Source organism: Pseudomonas petroselini (genome assembly GCF_045037875.1).
GTDB classification, from domain to species: domain Bacteria; phylum Pseudomonadota; class Gammaproteobacteria; order Pseudomonadales; family Pseudomonadaceae; genus Aquipseudomonas; species Aquipseudomonas petroselini.
On record NZ_CP173614.1, the window covers coordinates 6,430,275 to 6,448,815 of the forward strand.

An 18,541-nucleotide genomic window follows, 5' to 3' on the forward strand; every position below is an offset into this window, starting at 1 on the left:
GTATAGCCTCAGATGTTGAAGCTTTCGCCGCAGCCACATTCACCGCGTACGTTGGGGTTGTTGAACTTGAAGCCTTCGTTCAACCCTTCCTTGACGAAATCGAGTTCGGTGCCGTCCAGGTAGGTCAGGCTTTTAGGGTCGATGATCACTTTCTCGCCGTGACTTTCGAACACCTGGTCCTCTTCAACCACCTCGTCGACAAACTCCAGCACGTAGGCAAGGCCGGAACAGCCCGTGGTGCGAACACCCAGACGAATCCCCTCACCTTTACCGCGCCCATTCAGGGAGCGGCGAATGTGCTGCGCAGCCGCTTCTGTCATGCTGATAGCCATCGTTGACTCCTTACTCGTCGCCAAATGCTTAGATCAAGCCTTTCTTCTGCTTGTAGTCGCGAACAGCCGCCTTGATGGCGTCTTCAGCGAGTACGGAGCAGTGGATTTTCACTGGCGGCAGGGCCAGTTCTTCGGCCAGCTGGGTGTTGCTGATAGTGACAGCCTCATCCAGGGTCTTGCCTTTCATCCATTCAGTCGCCAGGGAGCTGGAGGCGATGGCCGAACCGCAGCCGTAGGTCTTGAACTTGGCGTCTTCGATAACGCCAGCGTCGTTGACTTTGATCTGCAGGCGCATCACATCGCCGCACGCCGGAGCGCCGACCATGCCGGTGCCGACATCAGGGTCTTCCGCGTTCATCTTGCCGACGTTGCGCGGGTTTTCGTAGTGGTCGATGACCTTTTCGCTGTAAGCCATGGTACTGAATCCTCACTCATCAGGGCCGCTCTGGAACCCTGTAGAAACGCCTGCGTTTTCCGCCACGTTGCTACAGAGCTGGGGTGGCGGCTTCTATAGTTAGTGTGCCGCCCACTCGATCTTGGAAATGTCGACACCGTCTTTGTACATGTCCCACAGCGGCGACAGTACACGCAGCTTGTTGACGGCTTCGCAGACTTTCTGCGCGGCGTAGTCGACTTGTTCTTCGGTGGTGAAGCGGCCGAACGTAAAGCGGATCGAGCTGTGTGCCAGTTCGTCGTTGCGGCCCAGGGCACGCAGTACATACGAAGGCTCAAGGGACGCCGAGGTGCAGGCCGAACCGGACGAAACCGCCAGGTCCTTGAGCGCCATGATCAGCGACTCGCCTTCGACGTAGTTGAAGCTCAAATTCAGGTTGTGCGGTACGCGGGCAGTCATGCTGCCGTTGATGTACAGCTCTTCAAGGTTTTCGACCTGCTTGTAGAAGCGGTCGCTCAGGGCCTTGATGCGCACGTTTTCGGCAGCCATGTCTTCTTTGGCTACGCGGAAGGCTTCGCCCATGCCGACGATCTGGTGGGTCGCCAGGGTGCCCGAACGCATGCCGCGCTCGTGACCGCCGCCGTGCATCGTGGCTTCGATGCGCACGCGTGGCTTGCGACTCACGTACAGGGCGCCGATGCCTTTAGGACCGTAGGTCTTGTGGGCGGAGAACGACATCAGGTCGACTTTCAGTTTCGACAGGTCGATGTCGACCTTGCCAGTGGACTGAGCAGCGTCGACGTGCAGCAGAATGCCCTTGGAACGGGTCAGTTCGCCGATGGCTGCGATGTCGTTGATGGTGCCGATTTCGTTGTTCACGTGGATCACGGACACCAGGATGGTGTCTTCACGCAGCGCGGCTTCGATCATGGCCGGAGTGACGATACCGTCGGTGGTCGGCTCGAGGTAGGTGACCTCGAAACCTTCACGCTCCAGTTGGCGCATGGTGTCGAGGACAGCCTTGTGCTCAATCTTGGTGGTGATCAGGTGCTTGCCTTTGGTCGCGTAGAAATGCGCCGCGCCCTTGATAGCCAGGTTGTCGGACTCGGTGGCACCGGAGGTCCAGACGATTTCACGCGGATCGGCGTTGACCAGGTCGGCGACCTGGCGACGAGCGTTCTCGACCGCTTCCTCGGCTTTCCAGCCGAACACGTGGGAACGGGAGGCTGGGTTGCCGAAATTTCCGTCAACCAGCAGGCATTCGCTCATCTTTTGCGCGACACGCGGATCAACCGGGGTGGTCGCTGAGTAATCAAGGTAAATCGGCAATTTCATGGACTTTCTCCTAAATCAGGCTGGCTGGCGCGCCGTTAGCTCTTCGGCTGTCACTCGACGGCGGACGCTTCGATCTTGTCCAGACGCGGCGCCTTGGTGTTGCAACGGCGCTGGTCCTGACGCTGGGCTACTTCTTGCACCTCACGGCGAGTCACAAGATCAGCCAAGCTGATACCACTCAAAAACTCATGGATCTGCAGGCTCAGGTCACACCACAAGTGGTGCGTCAGGCAGGTGTCGCCGGCGTGGCAGTCACCCAGGCCCTGGCATTTGGTCGCGTCGACGGATTCGTTGACTGCGTCGATCACCTGGGCTACCTGGATGCCCTGCATGTCGCGGGACAGTTGATAGCCGCCGCCTGGCCCACGAACGCTGGAAACCAGATTGCTGCGGCGCAACTTGGCGAACAGCTGCTCAAGGTAGGACAGGGAAATGCCTTGGCGCTCGGAGATATCGGCCAGGGACACCGGCCCAGTTTGCGCGTGCAAAGCCAGGTCAAGCATGGCGGTCACCGCGTATCGGCCTTTTGTAGTCAGTCTCATGGACAAGTACCAAGGTGTTTCAGAATGGGAGCGAGTATGCGATTCCCGAGTATTTAAGTCAACTATAAGACCTAGTGCTTTAGTCGGGATTACCCGTAAAAAGGGCGCGCGAATCATAGCAGGATGGGGTGGGGACGAACAGCGGGGATAAGGCCAAGCAGGAATCTCAACCCCTATGGAGATCGTCATGTGGGAGGGAGCTTGCCCCCGATGACAGTGCAGCAGCCAATAAATCTGCGGCTGACACACCGCTATCGGGGGCAAGCCCCCTCCCACAGGTTTCCTGTGGTGGTGACGAGACCTCAGCCTGCCTTGGTAGCCGCGTCGTCCTTGATTTCGGCGAAGTCTTCTTCGCGCAACTCAGGCAGATCTTTCGCACAGTACGAACTGCCCAGGTCCTTCAGCGCGCCGCACATGCCGTCCAGCTTGCCGTCCACCGCCTGCAGATGGTCGAGCAACTGGCCGATGGCGCGGGCCACCGGGTCGGGCATGTCTTCGCTGACACCATAGGCATCGAAGCCGATTTTCTCGGCCATGGCCTTGCGCTTGGCTTCTTGCTCGTCGCCGACTTCCGGCTTGACGATGATGCGACCCGGAATACCCACCACGGTTGCGCCAGGCGGCACAGCCTTGGTCACCACCGCATTCGAGCCCACCTTGGCACCGGCGCCGACGGTGAATGGGCCGAGCACCTTGGCGCCCGCCCCTACCACTACGCCATTTTCCAGCGTTGGGTGACGCTTGCCTTTATTCCAGCTGGTGCCGCCCAGGGTCACACCCTGATAAAGCGTCACGTCATCGCCAATCTCGGCAGTCTCGCCGATCACGATGCCCATGCCATGGTCGATAAAAAAGCGACGACCGACCTTGGCCCCTGGATGAATCTCGATCCCGGTCAACCAGCGACCAAAGTTCGACACCACGCGCGCCAGCCACTTCCAACCCATGCCCCACAGGGCGCCGGACAGGCGATGGATCCAAATCGCATGCATGCCCGGGTAGCAGGTCAGCACTTCAAAGGCATTGCGCGCCGCCGGGTCACGGTGGAAAACACTTTGGATATCTTCTCGCAAACGCTCGAACATTTTTAATCCTTCCGCTTAAGAAGCTCGCCACGGGCCGCTTTCTGGGTTTCCGTGAGGATGCCACGCAATATATTCATTTCTGCCCGGCTGACCGAGCTGCGCCCGTACAGGCGGCGCAGGCGCGCCATCAAGTGCCGTGGTTTTTCCGGGTCGAGGAATTCGATGGCCACCAGGGTTTGTTCCAGGTGCTCATAAAACCGCTCCAGCTCGTCCATCGTGGCCAACTCGCCACTTTTGATCGACGCCACTTCATCCTTCTCGACCTTGCTCGGCTGCCCTTCAGCGGCCAGCCAGGCCATGCGCACTTCGTAACTCAACACCTGCACCGCTGCCCCGAGGTTCAGCGAACTGAAGTCAGGGTCTGATGGAATGTGCACGTGGTAATGACATCGCTGGAGCTCTTCATTGGTGAGGCCGGAATCTTCACGGCCAAACACCAGAGCGATTTCAGCGCCGCTGGCCGCCTCTTCCACCACTTTGGTGCCGCATTCGCGCGGATCCAGCAGCGGCCAGGGGATACGCCGGTCGCGCGCACTGGTGCCGAGTACCAGGTTGCAGCCGACCAGGGCGTCTTCCAGGGTGGCGACAACCTGGGCTTTTTCCAGGATGTCATTGGCGCCGGACGCACGGGCATCAGCCTCGTGGTGCGGGAACAGACGCGGTTCGACCAGCACCAGGCGCGTCAGCCCCATGTTCTTCATGGCTCGCGCCACCCCGCCGATGTTGCCGGGATGACTGGTATTGACCAAGACGACACGAATGTTTTGCAGCAAGGGAGGCGCTCTCGGACACGGGAAAGGGGAGCAAATCTTACAGAACAGCCTAAGGTTATGCCATGAAAGCTAACGTCGTCCTTCACCTGAAGAAAGTTTCTGCTAGAATGCTCGGCTTTCTTTAACAACCTTAGGTGACACATCCATGCAGCCCATGCTGAATATCGCGCTGCGCGCCGCCCGCAGCGCCAGTGAATTGATCTTCCGCTCCATCGAGCGCCTGGATACCATCAAGGTCGACGAAAAAGACGCCAAGGATTACGTATCCGAGGTGGATCGCGCCGCCGAACAGAAAATCATCGACGCTCTGCGCAAGGCCTACCCTACCCACGGCATCCTCGGTGAAGAAACCGGTATGCACAAAGGCAGCGGCGAAGGCGAAGACTACCTGTGGATCATCGACCCACTGGATGGCACCACCAACTTCCTGCGCGGCATCCCGCACTTTGCCGTGAGCATCGCGTGCAAATACCGTGGCCGCCTGGAACACGCCGTTGTGCTGGACCCGGTCCGCCAGGAAGAATTCACCGCCAGCCGTGGCCGTGGCGCCCAACTCAATGGTCGCCGCCTGCGCGTCAGCGGCCGTACCAGCCTGGACGGCGCCCTGCTGGGTACCGGCTTCCCGTTCCGTGACGACCAGATGGACAACCTGGAAAACTACCTGGGCATGTTCCGCGCCCTGGTTGGCCAGACCGCCGGCATCCGTCGCGCTGGCGCGGCAAGCCTGGACCTGGCGTACGTGGCCGCCGGTCGTTTTGATGCGTTCTGGGAGTCAGGCCTGTCCGAGTGGGACATGGCTGCAGGCGCGCTGCTGATCCAGGAAGCAGGCGGTTTGGTGAGCGACTTCACCGGCGGTCACGACTTCCTTGAAAAAGGCCACGTCGTTGCCGGTAACACCAAATGCTTCAAGGCAGTACTGACGGCGATCCAGTCGCACCTGCCGGCTTCGCTGAAGCGCTAAGCGAGCAGGCACAAAAAAGCACCCCGAGGGGTGCTTTTTTTATGCCTGGGATTTGAGGTTTGCCGCGACTCCAGCAACAACACAAATCAACTGTGGGAGGAGGCAAGCCCCCTCCCACATTTTGAACTCACACAATTTTTTGCATCTGTACCAGACTTGGAATTACTGCTGGTTCTGGCCCAGCACCAAGCGGCCTTCCTTGTCGACCGGAATCTGGCCGCCTGGATCACGGTCCATACGCACCGAACCTTCCTTGCCATCCAAGGTGTAACGCACGTCATAACCGACAACCTTGTCGCTGATGTCGTTGACGGTGTTACAACGGGTTTGCGTGGTGGTGTAGGTATCGCGGTTCTGCATACCTTCCTGAACCTTGTTACCGGCATAACCGCCACCGACCGCACCAGCTACGGTAGCCAGCTTCTTACCATTACCGCCACCGACCTGGTTACCCAATAGGCCACCGGCCAGTGCACCGACCACCGTACCGACGATCTGGTGCTGATCCTGCACGGGCTTCTGCCGAGTCACAGCGACGTCCTTGCAGACCTCACGCGGCGTTTTAATCTGGGTTTTCACCGGCTGCACCGCCAGCACTTGCGCATACTCAGGGCCGCTTTTTACCAGGCTGTAGGTGGCAACAGCACCCCCGGCAGTCACACCGACAGCACCCAATACCGCACCAACCAGTAACGACTTGTTCACGTTGAACCTCCTGACCATCACAAACGGACCGAACGATCCGCGCTATACCCAGCCTTGGAGCAAAAAAAAAGGCACGAGTTCAATCCTCGTGCCTTCTTTGTAACAGCAAGTCAACGACACCCCATCAAGGGCGGTCGTCGACCTCCTTGCCGGTAGCGGCAGGAGGGATCAAGTCTTCGCTGCTGAGGTTCAGCCAGATCAGCACCACGTTGGCGATGTAGATCGACGAGTAGGTACCCGCCAGCACGCCGATAAACAGCGCCAGGGAGAAGCCCCACAGGTTGTCGCCACCGAAGATCATCAGTGCCGCAATCGCCAGCAAGGTGGAGATTGACGTCGCCATGGTCCGCAGCAGGGTCTGGGTGGTGGAGATGTTGATGTTCTCGACCAACGTTGCCTTGCGCAGTACCCGGAAGTTCTCACGAACCCGGTCGAATACCACGATGGTGTCGTTGAGGGAGTAACCAATGATCGCCAGCACCGCCGCCAGTACGGTCAGGTCGAAGGTAATCTGGAAATACGCCAGGATACCCACGGTCACGATCACGTCGTGGATCAGCGACACAATGGCGCCGACACCGAACTTCCACTGAAAGCGGAACGCCAGGTAGATCATGATGCCGACCAGCGCCATCAGCATGCCGAGGCCGCCCTGGTCGCGCAGCTCTTCACCGACTTGCGGGCCCACGAACTCGACGCGCTTGACCGACGCCGGGTTGTCGCCGCCGACCTTCTGCAAGGCCTCGGCAACCTGGTGACCCAGTTGCGGGTCTTCGCCAGGCATACGCACCAGCAGGTCGGTGGTGGCACCGAAGCTCTGCACCACGGCCTCGTGGTAGCCGGCCTTGACCAGCTCGCTGCGCACCAGGGTAACGTCGGCCGGTTTCTCGTAGGTCAGCTCGATGAGCGTACCGCCGGTGAAGTCCAGCCCGTAGTTCAGGCCCTTATGGAACCAGCTGAACAACGCCAGAACGGTAAGGAGCACGGTGACGCCGAACGCAATGTTGCGAACGCCCATGAAGTTGATTGTACGTAACATGGCAGCCCCTTAAATCCACAACTTCTTGAAGTCACGCCCGCCAAAGATCAGGTTGACCATTGCGCGGGTCACCATGATGGCCGTGAACATCGAGGTAAAGATACCGAGGGACATGGTTACCGCAAAACCTTTGACCGGGCCGGTGCCCATGGCAAAGAGAATCCCGCCGACCAGCAATGTGGTCAGGTTGGAGTCGAGAATCGCGGTAAATGCCCGGCCGAAGCCTTCGTTGATTGCGCGCTGTACGGTCATGCCCGCGGCGATCTCTTCACGGATCCGCGAGAAGATCAGTACGTTGGCGTCCACCGCCATACCCATGGTGAGTACGATACCGGCGATGCCTGGCAGGGTCAGCGTAGCGCCCAGCAGCGACATCAAGGCCAGCAGCATCACCATGTTGCCCGCCAGGGCCACGGTGGCGATGATGCCGAAGAAGCGGTAGATGGCGATGATGAACAGCGACACAAACAGCATGCCCCACAAGGCGGCATCGACACCCTTGGTGATGTTGTCCGCACCCAGGCTCGGGCCGATGGTACGTTCTTCAGCGAAGTACATCGGCGCAGCCAGGCCGCCAGCACGCAGCAGCAAGGCCAGTTCCGAGGACTCGCCCTGGCCGTTCAGGCCAGTGATACGGAATTGAGCACCCAGCGGCGACTGGATGGTCGCCAGGCTGATGATCTTCTTCTCTTCCTTGAAGGTCTGTACCGGCACGTCTTTCTCTACGCCGTTGACCATTTGCTTGGTGTAGGTGGTCACCGGGCGTTGCTCGATGAAGATCACCGCCATGCTGCGACCGACGTTGCTGCGCGTGGCGCGGCTCATCAGTTCGCCGCCATGGCCATCCAGGCGGATGTTCACTTCAGGTGTACCGTGCTCGCCGAAACCGGCCTTGGCGTCAGTTACCTGGTCACCGGTGATGATCAAGCCACGCTCGATCAACGCGGGAGGACGGTTGCCTTCACGGAACTCAAACTCTTCGGAAGTGGCGCGGGTAGCACCCGGCTCAGCCGCCAAGCGGAATTCCAGGTTGGCGGTTTTACCGAGGATACGCTTGGCTTCAGCGGTGTCCTGTACGCCCGGCAGCTCAACCACGATGCGGTTGGCGCCCTGGCGCTGAACGATCGGCTCGGCCACACCCAGCTCGTTGACGCGGTTACGGACCGTGGTCAAGTTCTGCTTGATCGAGTATTCACGGATTTCCGCGATCTTCGCCGGGCTCATCGCCAGACGCAGTACAGCCTGGCCATTGAGGTCAGCCGGTACGATGTCGAAATCGTTGAAGTTCTTGCGGATCAGCGCACGGGCCTGTTCGCGGGAACCTTCGTCAGCGAAGCCCAACTGGATGGCACCGTTGAGCTGCGGCAGGCTGCGATAACGCAGCTTTTCTTTACGCAGCAGGCTCTTCACGTCGCCTTCGTAGACTTTCAGGCGCGCGTCGAGGGCTTTGTCCATGTCGACTTCCAGCAGGAAGTGCACACCACCGGACAAGTCCAGACCCAGCTTCATCGGGTGCGCGCCAATGCTGCGCAGCCAGGCGGGTGTGGTCTGTGCCAGGTTGAGCGCGACCACATAGTCGTCGCCCATGGCCTTGCGCACGACATCTTTGGCCGGCAATTGGTCTTCTTGCTTGGTCAGGCGCAACAAGCCGCCCTTCGCATCAGCTGCCAATGTTGCCGCTTTAACCTGGATACCGGCATCGGTCAGCGCTTTGCTCGCGCGTTCCAGGTCAGCCTGATTGACTTGCAGCGAAGTGCTGGCGCCCGTGATCTGGATCGCAGGGTCATCAGGATAGAGATTGGGAGCGGAATAAATAAAACCGATCGCCAGCACCGCCAGGATCAGTACGTATTTCCACAGAGGGTATTTGTTCAGCATCACGCCGCCCGCTTATAACGCGGGGCGCCTTGCGCGCCCCGTCGATTGGTAAAGGTTGTTACTTAGATCGCTTTCAGCGTGCCTTTAGGCAGCGTGGCGGCGATGGCGCCTTTCTGGAACTTCATTTCGACGGTGTCAGAGACTTCCAGCACCACGAAAGCATCGGAAACCTTGGTGATCTTGCCGGCGATGCCGCCGGTGGTCACAACTTCGTCACCTTTCTGCAGGCTGCCCAGCAGGTTTTTCTGCTCTTTGGCGCGCTTGGCCTGTGGACGCCAGATCATCAGGTAGAAGATGACCAGGAAACCGACCAGGAAAATCCACTCGAAACCACCGCCCATAGGGCCGGCAGCAGCAGGCGCAGCGGCATCAGCCATGGCGTTAGAGATAAAAAAGCTCATTTAGCACTCCAGTTGCAAATAGTGAATCTTAGGGTCGGAAAACTCAGTCCAAGGGCGGCACAGGGAGCCCGCGCTTGGCATAGAAGGCATCGACGAAGGCGGCCAATGTACCCTGTTGAATAGCCTCGCGCAAACCAGCCATCAGGACTTGGTAGTGACGCAAATTGTGGATGGTATTCAACATGCTACCCAGCATTTCCCCGCACTTGTCCAGATGGTGCAGATAAGCACGGGAGAAGTTCTGGCAGGTGTAGCAGTCACAGGTGGGATCCAGCGGCGAATCATCATGGCGATGGAACGCGTTACGGATCTTCAGCACGCCTGTATCGATGAACAGATGCCCATTGCGGGCATTACGGGTTGGCATCACGCAATCGAACATGTCCACACCGCGGCGCACACCCTCTACGAGATCTTCCGGTTTGCCAACGCCCATAAGGTAACGAGGTTTGTCAGCAGGCATCAGGCCCGGCAGGTAATCCAGCACCTTGATCATCTCGTGCTTGGGCTCGCCCACCGACAGACCGCCGATGGCCAGGCCGTCAAAACCGATTTTGTCGAGGCCTTCCAACGAGCGTTTACGCAAGCTTTCGTGCATGCCGCCCTGGACGATGCCGAACAGCGCCGCCGTGTTGTCGCCATGGGCATTCTTCGAACGCTGGGCCCAACGCAGGGACAACTCCATGGAAATCCGCGCGACGTCTTCGTCAGCCGGGTACGGCGTGCATTCGTCGAAAATCATCACGATGTCGGAGCCCAGGTCGCGCTGCACCTGCATCGACTCTTCCGGGCCCATGAACACCTTGGAACCGTCCACCGGCGAGGCGAAGGTCACGCCCTCCTCCTTGATCTTGCGCATGGCACCCAGGCTGAACACCTGAAAACCACCCGAGTCGGTCAGGATCGGGCCTTGCCACTTCATGAAGTCATGCAGGTCGCCATGCTTCTTGATCACTTCCGTGCCCGGGCGCAGCCACAGGTGGAAGGTGTTGCCGAGGATGATCTCGGCGCCGGTGGCGACGATGTCACGTGGCAGCATGCCTTTGACAGTGCCGTAAGTGCCCACGGGCATGAACGCCGGGGTCTCGACGGTGCCGCGCGGGAACGTCAGGCGACCACGACGGGCTTTGCCGTCAGTGGCGAGCAATTCAAACGACATACGACTCATAGTTGTTCCTCTGGGCCGCGTGGCGCCGGATTACGGGTGATAAACATCGCATCACCGTAGCTGAAAAAACGGTACCCATTGTCGATGGCGGCTTGATAAGCGGCCATGGTCTCGGGATAACCGGCAAATGCCGACACCAGCATCAACAGCGTGGATTCCGGCAAATGGAAGTTGGTGACCAGGCAATCGACCACATGGAACGGCCGGCCTGGGTAGATAAAGATATCGGTGTCGCCACTGAACGGCTTGAGCACGCCATCACGCGCCGCACTTTCCAGCGAGCGCACGCTGGTGGTACCCACCGCAACCACCCGCCCGCCGCGCGCCTTGCACGCCTCAACCGCGTCCACGACGTCCTGGCTGACTTCCAGCCACTCGCTGTGCATATGGTGGTCTTCGATGTTATCCACACGCACCGGCTGAAACGTGCCGGCCCCCACGTGCAGGGTCACATAGGCGGTCTCGACGCCCTTGGCTGCAATCGCATCCAGCAGCGGCTGGTCGAAATGCAGCCCGGCAGTCGGTGCGGCGACGGCACCCAGACGCTGGGAGTACACCGTCTGATAGCGCTCGCGGTCCGAGTCTTCGTCGGGGCGGTCTATATAAGGAGGCAACGGCATATGGCCGACGCGCTCCAGCAACGGCAACACCTCTTCGGCGAACTTGAGCTCGAACAGCGCATCATGCCGCGCCACCATCTCGGCTTCGCCACCGCCATCGATCAAGATCGAAGAGCCCGGTTTCGGCGACTTGCTGGAGCGCACATGGGCCAGCACACGATGGCTGTCCAGCACCCGCTCCACCAGAATTTCCAGCTTGCCGCCGGAAGCTTTCTGGCCAAACAGCCGCGCCGGAATCACCCGGGTATTGTTGAACACCATCAAGTCGCCTGGGCGCAAATGCTCAAGCAAATCAGTGAATTGACGGTGTGCGAGGGCACCGCTTACCCCGTCCAGGGTCAGCAGTCGACTGGCGCGACGCTCGGCCAAAGGGTGGCGAGCGATCAGCGAATCAGGGAGCTCAAAAGTAAAGTCAGCAACGCGCATGATGGGGTTCGTCTAGCAGGGCCGGGAAGTCTAGCGGAAATAGTCAAAATTGACCATGAAACGTGATTGACCAACGGTAATCTCATCTCTATACTTCGCCGCCATTGAGCCCTGATGGCGGAATTGGTAGACGCGGCGGATTCAAAATCCGTTTTCGAAAGGAGTGGGAGTTCGAGTCTCCCTCGGGGCACCATCTTAAAAAAAGACCTTGAAATTCAAGGTCTTTTTTTTCGCCTGTCAAAAAGTGGGTGGTCAGAGGACTCACTGCTTAGCGCGCACTATCAAGCTCAAACATAATCCCCTGTGGGAGCTGGCTTGCCTGCGAAGACGCCAGCCCAAACACCCTCAAACTACCTGCCTACTCCCCCCCAGCGTCAACCTCTGCCACCACCCCATTCGGCAACATCCCATTCGCCCAATCATCCACCACCGCCTTCGCCATCTCCCCCAAATAATGCGCCGCCTCGGCATAGCGATCCGCGCTTGTGCCCATTGCTGCATGCAATGCATACATTTTTGAGCAGTGGAGACGTTCGGAGGCCGCCGCATCGGTGCGTCTGCATGCGTGGCTGGCTGAACGCGGCGGCGCCGGTAACTTCGAGGGCGATGCGATTTTGGCGCGGTTGCGCCAGGTCATCGAGCGTTTTGGGGAAAGCCGCTTTACCCGCAGGGAATCTGCCGCCGCCAAGATTGATGAACACGGTCCACGCACGATTGATCGGTTGGGCTTTCAAGACGATGGAGCACGGCATGGGCGATGCCCTGCACACCACCAACACCTACTACGTGCTGCCGGAAGCCTGAGGGCCGAGATCTTCAAGGGCATGAATATCAGCGCGGTGAAGACGGTTCTAGGAACGGATGAAGGCGAGGCCAAGGCCGCCTGACGGCATGCCTGCTGATAGAGGTAGTGCCGGCTCATTACCGGCCTCGCCAGCCGTTCGACAACCATTCCTCTCAACCGCAATCCCCAGAGACAAGACAGATGAACACTATCTAGGAACTGAAAGACCGCCGCGACACACTGCCCCTCGAAATGGAGAGCAGTCAGCGGGACCTGGCGCCCTTCGAAGAAGCGCCGGAAAGCCCGGAGGTTATCCAGCAAGGCCGTCAACGGGCAAGAGCGGACTGTCCGGACAAGGTATCGTTCATGGATGTGATTTGCTAGAAGGGATCATCGACAGGTTTCAATCAAAAAACTCAACAAACCACTCTCGGGAACGGTAGAAACTGTGGAAAAAATTAAGTTGATCAAAGCGATGATGAAAGCGGGCCGGGCTAAAGATCTACTGACATTCGTCGAAGATGAGTCCCCCTACCTGACTGATGCGTCGGAGGGCGTACCAAATGCGCTAGAGCTGAGGCGCAATTGGATTCTGGTCGTTCATCACCTGCGATTCGTATCTATATTTGGGCATGAAAAATCTCCTCAGCAATGGAGCGGAAAAATTTTGGCGTCATATCCTTCTGACTTTGAGTTTTGGCTTGACGCCGGAGCCCCAGGCATTGCGGAAGTGGATCTGCAGGCTTATCTGGCAGATTACCCTTTGTGAAGTCATCCAGAGGGCTGACGGTCTAGAGGCGGTGTCACGCTTTATATTGAGTATAGTCCGGGTGTTCGCTGAGGGTGAGAGGCTGTCCGTCGTGGAGTCAGCGCTGCGACTCTTCGGCAACTGGTGGTACAAAACTGAGCCTATGACGACATGGATAGAGGCGAAATGAATCAGCTGAGTGCCGATCTGCGTGAAGACCTCCTCGAAGTGCTGGATGAGGTCTCTACACTGATGTCCGCAGCATATGCGCAGCTTGGCCCCTTGCCTCATGATCATCCACTGGCGCAGTCGGGTCTTGAGAATGGGGCAGAGATCGTTCTGGACTACATCGCGCACGGCGAGGCATGTGTCGCACTCGATCATCTGTTCTACATGATCAAAGAGCCTCCTCTCGCTATCTCTGCCAGATCTGCCGAGAAGCTGGCTCGGCTTGCAAAAGTGTTCGAAATGCCTTTGAACTGGAGGGCATGAGGTCTGATCGGACAGGAGAACAGGACGCGCTATTGTCGGAGCGGAAGACGGCTATTGGCCGATTGAGACGCTGCTTTCGACCTGAAGAGGTTTCAACGAAGTTTCGCCGACGTATTACGGTGTTCTTTTAGGTGGCAATTCAGGTGTAATCGGCAAGCCCGCTCTGAGGATTTAAGCCCTATGACTGACCGCTTGGTGTCAAGCTATCCTGACGTACACCGTGCTTTCGATGCTCTAGAACCCGCCGAGAAAACGCGGGTGGCTACTCGTATCGTTCTCTGGGCGGTTGATGAGGTAGGGGGTGACTGTAATGAGGTCGCTGAACTGTTGTCGTGTGGAGGTCGAGCCCGACTTGAGACTATATGCGCTCAAATGGAGGAACAATGCTTCTATCTGCTGGAGCGCGATGACGACGGATCTTTTGCTTGGTTTTGCAAGGCCCGCGCATATGGTGCTAGCGTGTTCCTTGCCGGTGACGAATTTGACGACGCGGTCTATGAATCGATTTTCGCGACTGATAAACCGTTCCAGATCAGTGATTTCTTGTGAATGCGTTGTGCAGTGTGAGCAACGAAAAGCTGTCGATGACCACTTTCGGCCCGAAGCGGACAATCTTGCACAAGTGAAAAATGGTCCAAAACGAGCAATAGAACCGTCTAGCAAATGAAGTTGTCATGCATCGTGCATCATCTGTTCGAACTGGCGAGTGAGCTTTTCAAATCGCGGTGCATCACACGCTGGACAAAGGAAAGGCATTCGTCGTCCCGTAAACATAGACGTCAGACTACTGCACTTCATACAACGCAGATGTGTTTTTATGTATGCAGTTAGAGGCTCGGCGAGCTGCTTGTTCAATCGGCTTGCGAGAAAAGCGACCTGAGATCGATCGAACTGGTTCGTCAAGCTTAAGTGGCGTAGATGCGTACAGCGAACGAGGCTAGTGATGTCATCGACCTCGAACTTCGCATTGGCCAGTGAAAGTCTGGTGAGCTTGGAGATACGAGTAACAGGCTCAATGGATTCAAGGCGGAGAGGCGAGCCTCCACCCTGGCTACCGGACAGACGCAGCTCTGTCAGCTCGCTTAGCTTCTCAAGCCCGTCGAGTTGCCGCAGCCTTGGAAAGTCTCCAATTGCCAGATACGTCAAACCACTCAGTCCGAAAACGGGTTCCAGTGTTTCAATTTTTTTCGCCCATTCCAGCGTCAAACGCCGTGTATTAGTTAACCTATCAATTCCCTCAAGTGAAGTAAGCTTAAGATTGTAAAGGCGTAGTTCATTTGCTTTACACCGAGAGAGCACCGTCGGCCATATATTTGCTGAAACGTTCCTTAGATCGAGTTCGTCCCTTTCGGAAAGTTCTTGTTCACAAAACTGGCCATCCAAACATAGCATCATGTCTCACATCCTTATAAGTTGGTCCGTGAGGCGAAACGGGAAGGCTCCCCCAGGCTTAGGGCGCCGAAGCTATCGAGTGGCAGCAAGGCTGTCCAGCGGCTCCTATTGGCCCAGAGTGTGTAAAAACGCTCATAACCTGATCGTCTTGGGTCATTGACGTTCGTTGGTTGAGCTATCGCACGGTCAATGCTTCGAGTCGCATCGGTCGCGACCTGGAACATGTCAATCCGTTTTACAGCCTCTGGGATGGGCCAAAACCAGCCTTTTTTAGGCCGACAGCGCCTTCATTAAACCGTTAGCGCCAAAGAGAATTGGGGTCAGACCACGCTTTCAATAATGGTGGTCTGACCCCTATTTCGCCTTCGCCCAATCATCCACCACCGCCTTCGCCATCTCCCCCAAATAACGCGCCGCCCAGGCATAGCGATCTGCGTTTGTGTCCATTGCTGCATGCAATTCCAGCATTTTTGAGCAGTGGAGAAGTTCGGAGGCCGCCGCATCGGTGCGTCTGCATGCGTGGCTGGCTGAACGCGGCGGCGCCGGTAACTTCGAGGGCGATGCGATTTTGGCGCGGTTGCGCCAGGTCATCGAGCGTTTTTGGGAAAGCCGCGTTACCCGTAGGCAATCTGCCGCCGCCAAGATTGATGAACACGGTCCACGCACGATTGATCGGTTGGGCTTTCAAGACGATGGAGCACGGCATGGGCAATGCCCTGCACACCACCAACACCCAATACGTGCTGCCTGAAGTCTGGAGGGTCGAGATCTTCAGGGGGCATGAACATCAGTGCGGTGAACAAGGGGTTGCTGCAACGGGGCGTGCTTGAACCGGGAAGCGATGGCAAGGCGTACAGCTTGATTCGCCCGCCCGGATTAGGACCTCAACGCTGTTATGTGTGGTGAAGAACGTTTCAGGAACGGATGGAGGCGAGGCCAAGGCCGCCTGACGGCATGCCTGCTGTACGTCCTAGACGGCTTTTACATACACTCATCACCCTCACTATCGCAGCCGCATTGAATAGCTACTATTGGCCTACAACAAAACCCAAAGCCGGATCTAGTTCTACTTTTTTTACACCTTTCGCCTTGGGACCTTTCGGAGCTTTTTCAATAATGAACGTGACTCGATCTCCTACATTGATGTCGCGCCCTTCATCCTCAATATCATCATAGAAAAAAAATACATCTTTACCTTCCGCTCTACGGATAAAACCATATCCTTTAAACGCATCAAATGTCGTAACGACCCCCGAATTTATCGCCTGATCATCTTTCGACATATTATCCCCACATTTCAGATTTGGTAGGAGCGTTAATAAACCTAAGCCTGAGCATTTTCTTATAGTGCCTAGCCAAAGGCTTATCCGTCCGAGTCAGAATACCGAGAGAATACAAAGTCTTATTCAAAGAGTTTATGACACCAGGCCTAACATGATGAGCAACAGGTTTTTTTAGTAACTTATCAGCCTCAAATATGATGCTCGCCTTCATCTGACTATCATATTCGGGAAAAATCCCTGACATCCGCAATCTTAGATCTTCCGCTTGCGTGTGCTCTAAGCGTGTTAGCTTAGCAACTTGCCCGGAAACCCTATTCCACAGAGCGTGGTACTCTTCAGAAAATCGACACTTCAAATATTCTTTTTCACAAATATAAACTAGATGCCTAATGTGCCGTCGCTCAGCTTTTCTGAGCTTCGGTATCCCATGGCCAACCCATACTCCAGTGACCTTATACTCGGCTTTGACGTCGCTTGACGACTCTTGCTTAGTTTTTTTATTATTAAGTCTAAGATTATGTTTTTTGAAGATCGCCGCCACCTCCTTAATTAACTCTGTGCTTTCCTCTTTAGCAATGGGCCGCGTCGAACTCAAAGTGACATCATCTAGCAGACGCGTATAAGAAAAACCTCGCGCCCTTACTCTACTAACAAGTGAATATTCTGAATTAAAAAAAACCAAATTGGCGACATAGCTCGAAGTGCATGCGCCCTGCGGCACCCTGCCATCTCTCGTCACCAACTTTGTTAAAATACTAGCCACGTCATCTGGAAAGTTAAAAAGCCGAGTAAAAATAGGCTTTACACTTTCCTCTTTGATATTGTTGTAAAAATCCTTTATATCAATACCGATCAAATTTTTTGATCCGGCATGTATGGTACCATTTACAATATAATCTCTTGGATTCTTCTCATCTCTTATCCCACCCTGCAAGTAAGACGGGTAGAAAACCTCCTCGAAGAGCCTAGAGTTTATTCTCTTTTGCAAACGCTTAAGTTCAAACTTAGGATCATAGACAATGCGCTCCTTGCCTGACTTAGACGTAATACTAAATTCGGTATAAGAGCTAGAGGTGTCTTCTGATAAGTCTTTTAAAAGTTTCGGCGGCAGCCCTAAACATTTCGCAAGGGCTTCAACGCTTCCGATCGGAAGGTGAGGATAGTAAGGCTTGTCCTTTGCCACGACCGCTCCTTAGTAAGCAAAAAAGATGAGAGTCAGTTAGCTATTATCACTTCCAATAAAAATTGAAAATATCCAACGGATAACCCAACCAAAAACAGCTGAAACAGTCAGTTTTTTTATGGTTGCTCTTAAGTCAATTCCTTTCGTTGCGAGCCTGTCTCCAAGCTTCGTACGAATGCTCTTATTTTTTCTAGTCACGTAGATTACAACATGTAGTTTATACATCGCTTTTCTCCTCGAATGAACAACGCAAAAGCGCGATGTCCGGCCAGACCAAAGAGAGAAACAGCAAGGAATATTTATATTGACTTAAGAGGACTCTCAGCTTTTACGCCAGACAACCCTCGCAAGCGCAAATCGATTTCGCGCATGCCGCGCTATGCGATTCGCGCAGGGGTACCGAGGGGCCGGTCATGATCTCTTACGAGATCGCCAAAGAAGGCTTCGATTTCCTTGCAAACGTGACTTTTAAAGAGCGGAACAGGCGTGATACACCTGCAAGGTCGATCCTAGGATAGGACGTATGACCTGTCAATATCAGCATTACTATTTTTATGAACTTTCACTAAAAAAAGCTGCCCTGACGCTTGTCTGAATTTTATTGCAAAGAAAAAAACCCATAAATTCATTTATATATATTGCTCGCACACTATTCAAACGCAATCTAACCAACTGTTTTTTAAGCATATATGCGTTCCTGCTTGGTAGCATGTATCCCCTCGTCCACACCATTTTTATACGTCAAGGCGCCAATTGGCAGGCTTTGTCGTTTCTGACTTCTGATAAAAACCACGGCCCTTGTGAGTTTTCAAAAATCGTTTTCGCAGCTGCCTGAGTAAACGCTGTGCGTGCACACCCACCGCGTCCCCCTCCTCCACCACCCCATCCGGCAAATATCGAAAACGGCCACGCTCCTTTCTCCTGCGAATGGACAGCAGCTCTGCGCGTGTTGAGAAACCGGGACAATACGACACCGACAGACCCAAAGCGCTCCCACGCA

Annotated in this window: 19 protein-coding genes, 1 tRNA gene and 4 pseudogenes; 7 read left to right on the forward strand and 17 right to left on the reverse strand. The window is 56.0% G+C overall.

The features are described 5' to 3' along the window. Positions 1 to 8: 8 nt before the first annotated feature. From iscA to trmJ, 6 genes are all read right to left on the reverse strand, one after another. Entirely contained in the window at positions 9 to 332 is a 324-nt protein-coding gene (iscA, locus tag ACI512_RS29675) for an iron-sulfur cluster assembly protein IscA (RefSeq protein ID WP_003209680.1), read from the reverse strand. A 28-nt stretch (positions 333 to 360) separates the two neighbouring features. Further along, the gene (gene iscU / locus ACI512_RS29680; protein WP_003175965.1) at positions 361 to 747 is read right to left on the reverse strand and encodes a Fe-S cluster assembly scaffold IscU; all 387 of its coding nucleotides are present in this window, start codon (positions 745 to 747) and stop codon (positions 361 to 363) included. Positions 748 to 846: 99 nt separating this feature from the next. Further along, positions 847 to 2,061 carry an IscS subfamily cysteine desulfurase gene (locus ACI512_RS29685; protein ID WP_010207898.1) on the reverse strand — a complete coding sequence of 405 codons (1,215 nt, stop codon included), beginning with the start codon at positions 2,059 to 2,061 and terminating at the stop codon, positions 847 to 849. 50 nt (positions 2,062 to 2,111) lie between these two features. Next, entirely contained in the window at positions 2,112 to 2,603 is a 492-nt protein-coding gene (gene iscR / locus ACI512_RS29690; protein ID WP_003194020.1) for a Fe-S cluster assembly transcriptional regulator IscR, read from the reverse strand. A gap of 302 nt (positions 2,604 to 2,905) precedes the next feature. Next, positions 2,906 to 3,688 carry a serine O-acetyltransferase gene (gene cysE, locus ACI512_RS29695; protein ID WP_064053764.1) on the reverse strand — a complete coding sequence of 261 codons (783 nt, stop codon included), beginning with the start codon at positions 3,686 to 3,688 and terminating at the stop codon, positions 2,906 to 2,908. A 2-nt stretch (positions 3,689 to 3,690) separates the two neighbouring features. Next, positions 3,691 to 4,461 carry a tRNA (cytosine(32)/uridine(32)-2'-O)-methyltransferase TrmJ gene (gene trmJ / locus ACI512_RS29700; protein ID WP_405121463.1) on the reverse strand — a complete coding sequence of 257 codons (771 nt, stop codon included), beginning with the start codon at positions 4,459 to 4,461 and terminating at the stop codon, positions 3,691 to 3,693. 145 nt (positions 4,462 to 4,606) lie between these two features. Between trmJ and suhB the strand changes: the two genes are divergently transcribed. Further along, a complete protein-coding gene (suhB, locus tag ACI512_RS29705) occupies positions 4,607 to 5,422 on the forward strand; it encodes an inositol-phosphate phosphatase (RefSeq protein ID WP_405121464.1) in 816 nt (271 codons plus the stop codon). A gap of 162 nt (positions 5,423 to 5,584) precedes the next feature. Here the strand turns inward: suhB and ACI512_RS29710 are convergent, their stop codons facing one another. From ACI512_RS29710 to queA, 6 genes are all read right to left on the reverse strand, one after another. Continuing rightward, entirely contained in the window at positions 5,585 to 6,127 is a 543-nt protein-coding gene (locus ACI512_RS29710) for a glycine zipper 2TM domain-containing protein (protein WP_015885750.1), read from the reverse strand. A 124-nt stretch (positions 6,128 to 6,251) separates the two neighbouring features. Then, complete coding sequence (secF, locus tag ACI512_RS29715; RefSeq protein ID WP_064053767.1) at positions 6,252 to 7,166, reverse strand: protein translocase subunit SecF; 915 nt, start codon at positions 7,164 to 7,166, stop codon at positions 6,252 to 6,254. A gap of 9 nt (positions 7,167 to 7,175) precedes the next feature. Continuing rightward, positions 7,176 to 9,044, reverse strand: coding sequence for a protein translocase subunit SecD (gene secD / locus ACI512_RS29720; RefSeq protein ID WP_405121465.1), 1,869 nt, complete (start codon positions 9,042 to 9,044; stop codon positions 7,176 to 7,178). A gap of 62 nt (positions 9,045 to 9,106) precedes the next feature. Further along, positions 9,107 to 9,445, reverse strand: a complete 339-nt coding sequence (gene yajC, locus ACI512_RS29725; RefSeq protein WP_003175975.1) for a preprotein translocase subunit YajC — start codon at positions 9,443 to 9,445, stop codon at positions 9,107 to 9,109. Positions 9,446 to 9,488: 43 nt separating this feature from the next. After that, positions 9,489 to 10,604: a tRNA guanosine(34) transglycosylase Tgt gene (gene tgt, locus ACI512_RS29730; RefSeq protein ID WP_003175976.1), complete on the reverse strand. Its 1,116-nt coding sequence runs from the start codon at positions 10,602 to 10,604 to the stop codon at positions 9,489 to 9,491. Between the two features lie 5 nt (positions 10,605 to 10,609). Beyond that, entirely contained in the window at positions 10,610 to 11,659 is a 1,050-nt protein-coding gene (gene queA, locus ACI512_RS29735) for a tRNA preQ1(34) S-adenosylmethionine ribosyltransferase-isomerase QueA (protein WP_064053768.1), read from the reverse strand. A gap of 108 nt (positions 11,660 to 11,767) precedes the next feature. Between queA and ACI512_RS29740 the strand changes: the two genes are divergently transcribed. Next, positions 11,768 to 11,852: transfer RNA gene (locus ACI512_RS29740), tRNA-Leu, on the forward strand. A gap of 165 nt (positions 11,853 to 12,017) precedes the next feature. Here the strand turns inward: ACI512_RS29740 and ACI512_RS29745 are convergent. After that, positions 12,018 to 12,200: pseudogene (locus tag ACI512_RS29745) on the reverse strand (DUF3077 domain-containing protein); the annotation flags it as partial. Position 12,201: 1 nt separating this feature from the next. Between ACI512_RS29745 and ACI512_RS29750 the strand changes: the two are divergent. From ACI512_RS29750 to ACI512_RS29765, 4 genes and pseudogenes are all read left to right on the forward strand, one after another. Continuing rightward, a pseudogene (locus ACI512_RS29750) lies at positions 12,202 to 12,546 on the forward strand (DNA/RNA helicase, superfamily II protein); the annotation flags it as partial. Positions 12,547 to 12,891: 345 nt separating this feature from the next. Further along, positions 12,892 to 13,212, forward strand: coding sequence for a hypothetical protein (locus tag ACI512_RS29755; RefSeq protein ID WP_405121466.1), 321 nt, complete (start codon positions 12,892 to 12,894; stop codon positions 13,210 to 13,212). 165 nt (positions 13,213 to 13,377) lie between these two features. Next, the gene (locus tag ACI512_RS29760) at positions 13,378 to 13,683 is read left to right on the forward strand and encodes a hypothetical protein (RefSeq protein WP_405121467.1); all 306 of its coding nucleotides are present in this window, start codon (positions 13,378 to 13,380) and stop codon (positions 13,681 to 13,683) included. Positions 13,684 to 13,863: 180 nt separating this feature from the next. Further along, positions 13,864 to 14,232, forward strand: a complete 369-nt coding sequence (locus ACI512_RS29765; protein WP_405121468.1) for a hypothetical protein — start codon at positions 13,864 to 13,866, stop codon at positions 14,230 to 14,232. 123 nt (positions 14,233 to 14,355) lie between these two features. On the opposite strand, the gene ACI512_RS29770 is transcribed toward ACI512_RS29765, so the two are convergent. Beyond that, complete coding sequence (locus ACI512_RS29770) at positions 14,356 to 15,078, reverse strand: leucine-rich repeat domain-containing protein (protein WP_405121469.1); 723 nt, start codon at positions 15,076 to 15,078, stop codon at positions 14,356 to 14,358. Positions 15,079 to 15,429: 351 nt separating this feature from the next. After that, positions 15,430 to 15,570 (reverse strand): annotated as a pseudogene (locus ACI512_RS29775) (DUF3077 domain-containing protein); the annotation flags it as partial. Between the two features lies 1 nt (position 15,571). Between ACI512_RS29775 and ACI512_RS29780 the strand changes: the two are divergent. Next, a pseudogene (locus ACI512_RS29780) lies at positions 15,572 to 16,025 on the forward strand (DNA/RNA helicase, superfamily II protein); the annotation flags it as partial. A gap of 78 nt (positions 16,026 to 16,103) precedes the next feature. Here ACI512_RS29780 and ACI512_RS29785 read toward each other — a convergent pair. Beyond that, positions 16,104 to 16,358, reverse strand: a complete 255-nt coding sequence (locus ACI512_RS29785; protein ID WP_405121470.1) for a retron Se72 family effector protein — start codon at positions 16,356 to 16,358, stop codon at positions 16,104 to 16,106. A 1-nt stretch (position 16,359) separates the two neighbouring features. Further along, positions 16,360 to 17,541: a reverse transcriptase family protein gene (locus tag ACI512_RS29790; protein WP_405121471.1), complete on the reverse strand. Its 1,182-nt coding sequence runs from the start codon at positions 17,539 to 17,541 to the stop codon at positions 16,360 to 16,362. Positions 17,542 to 18,541 lie beyond the last annotated feature (1,000 nt).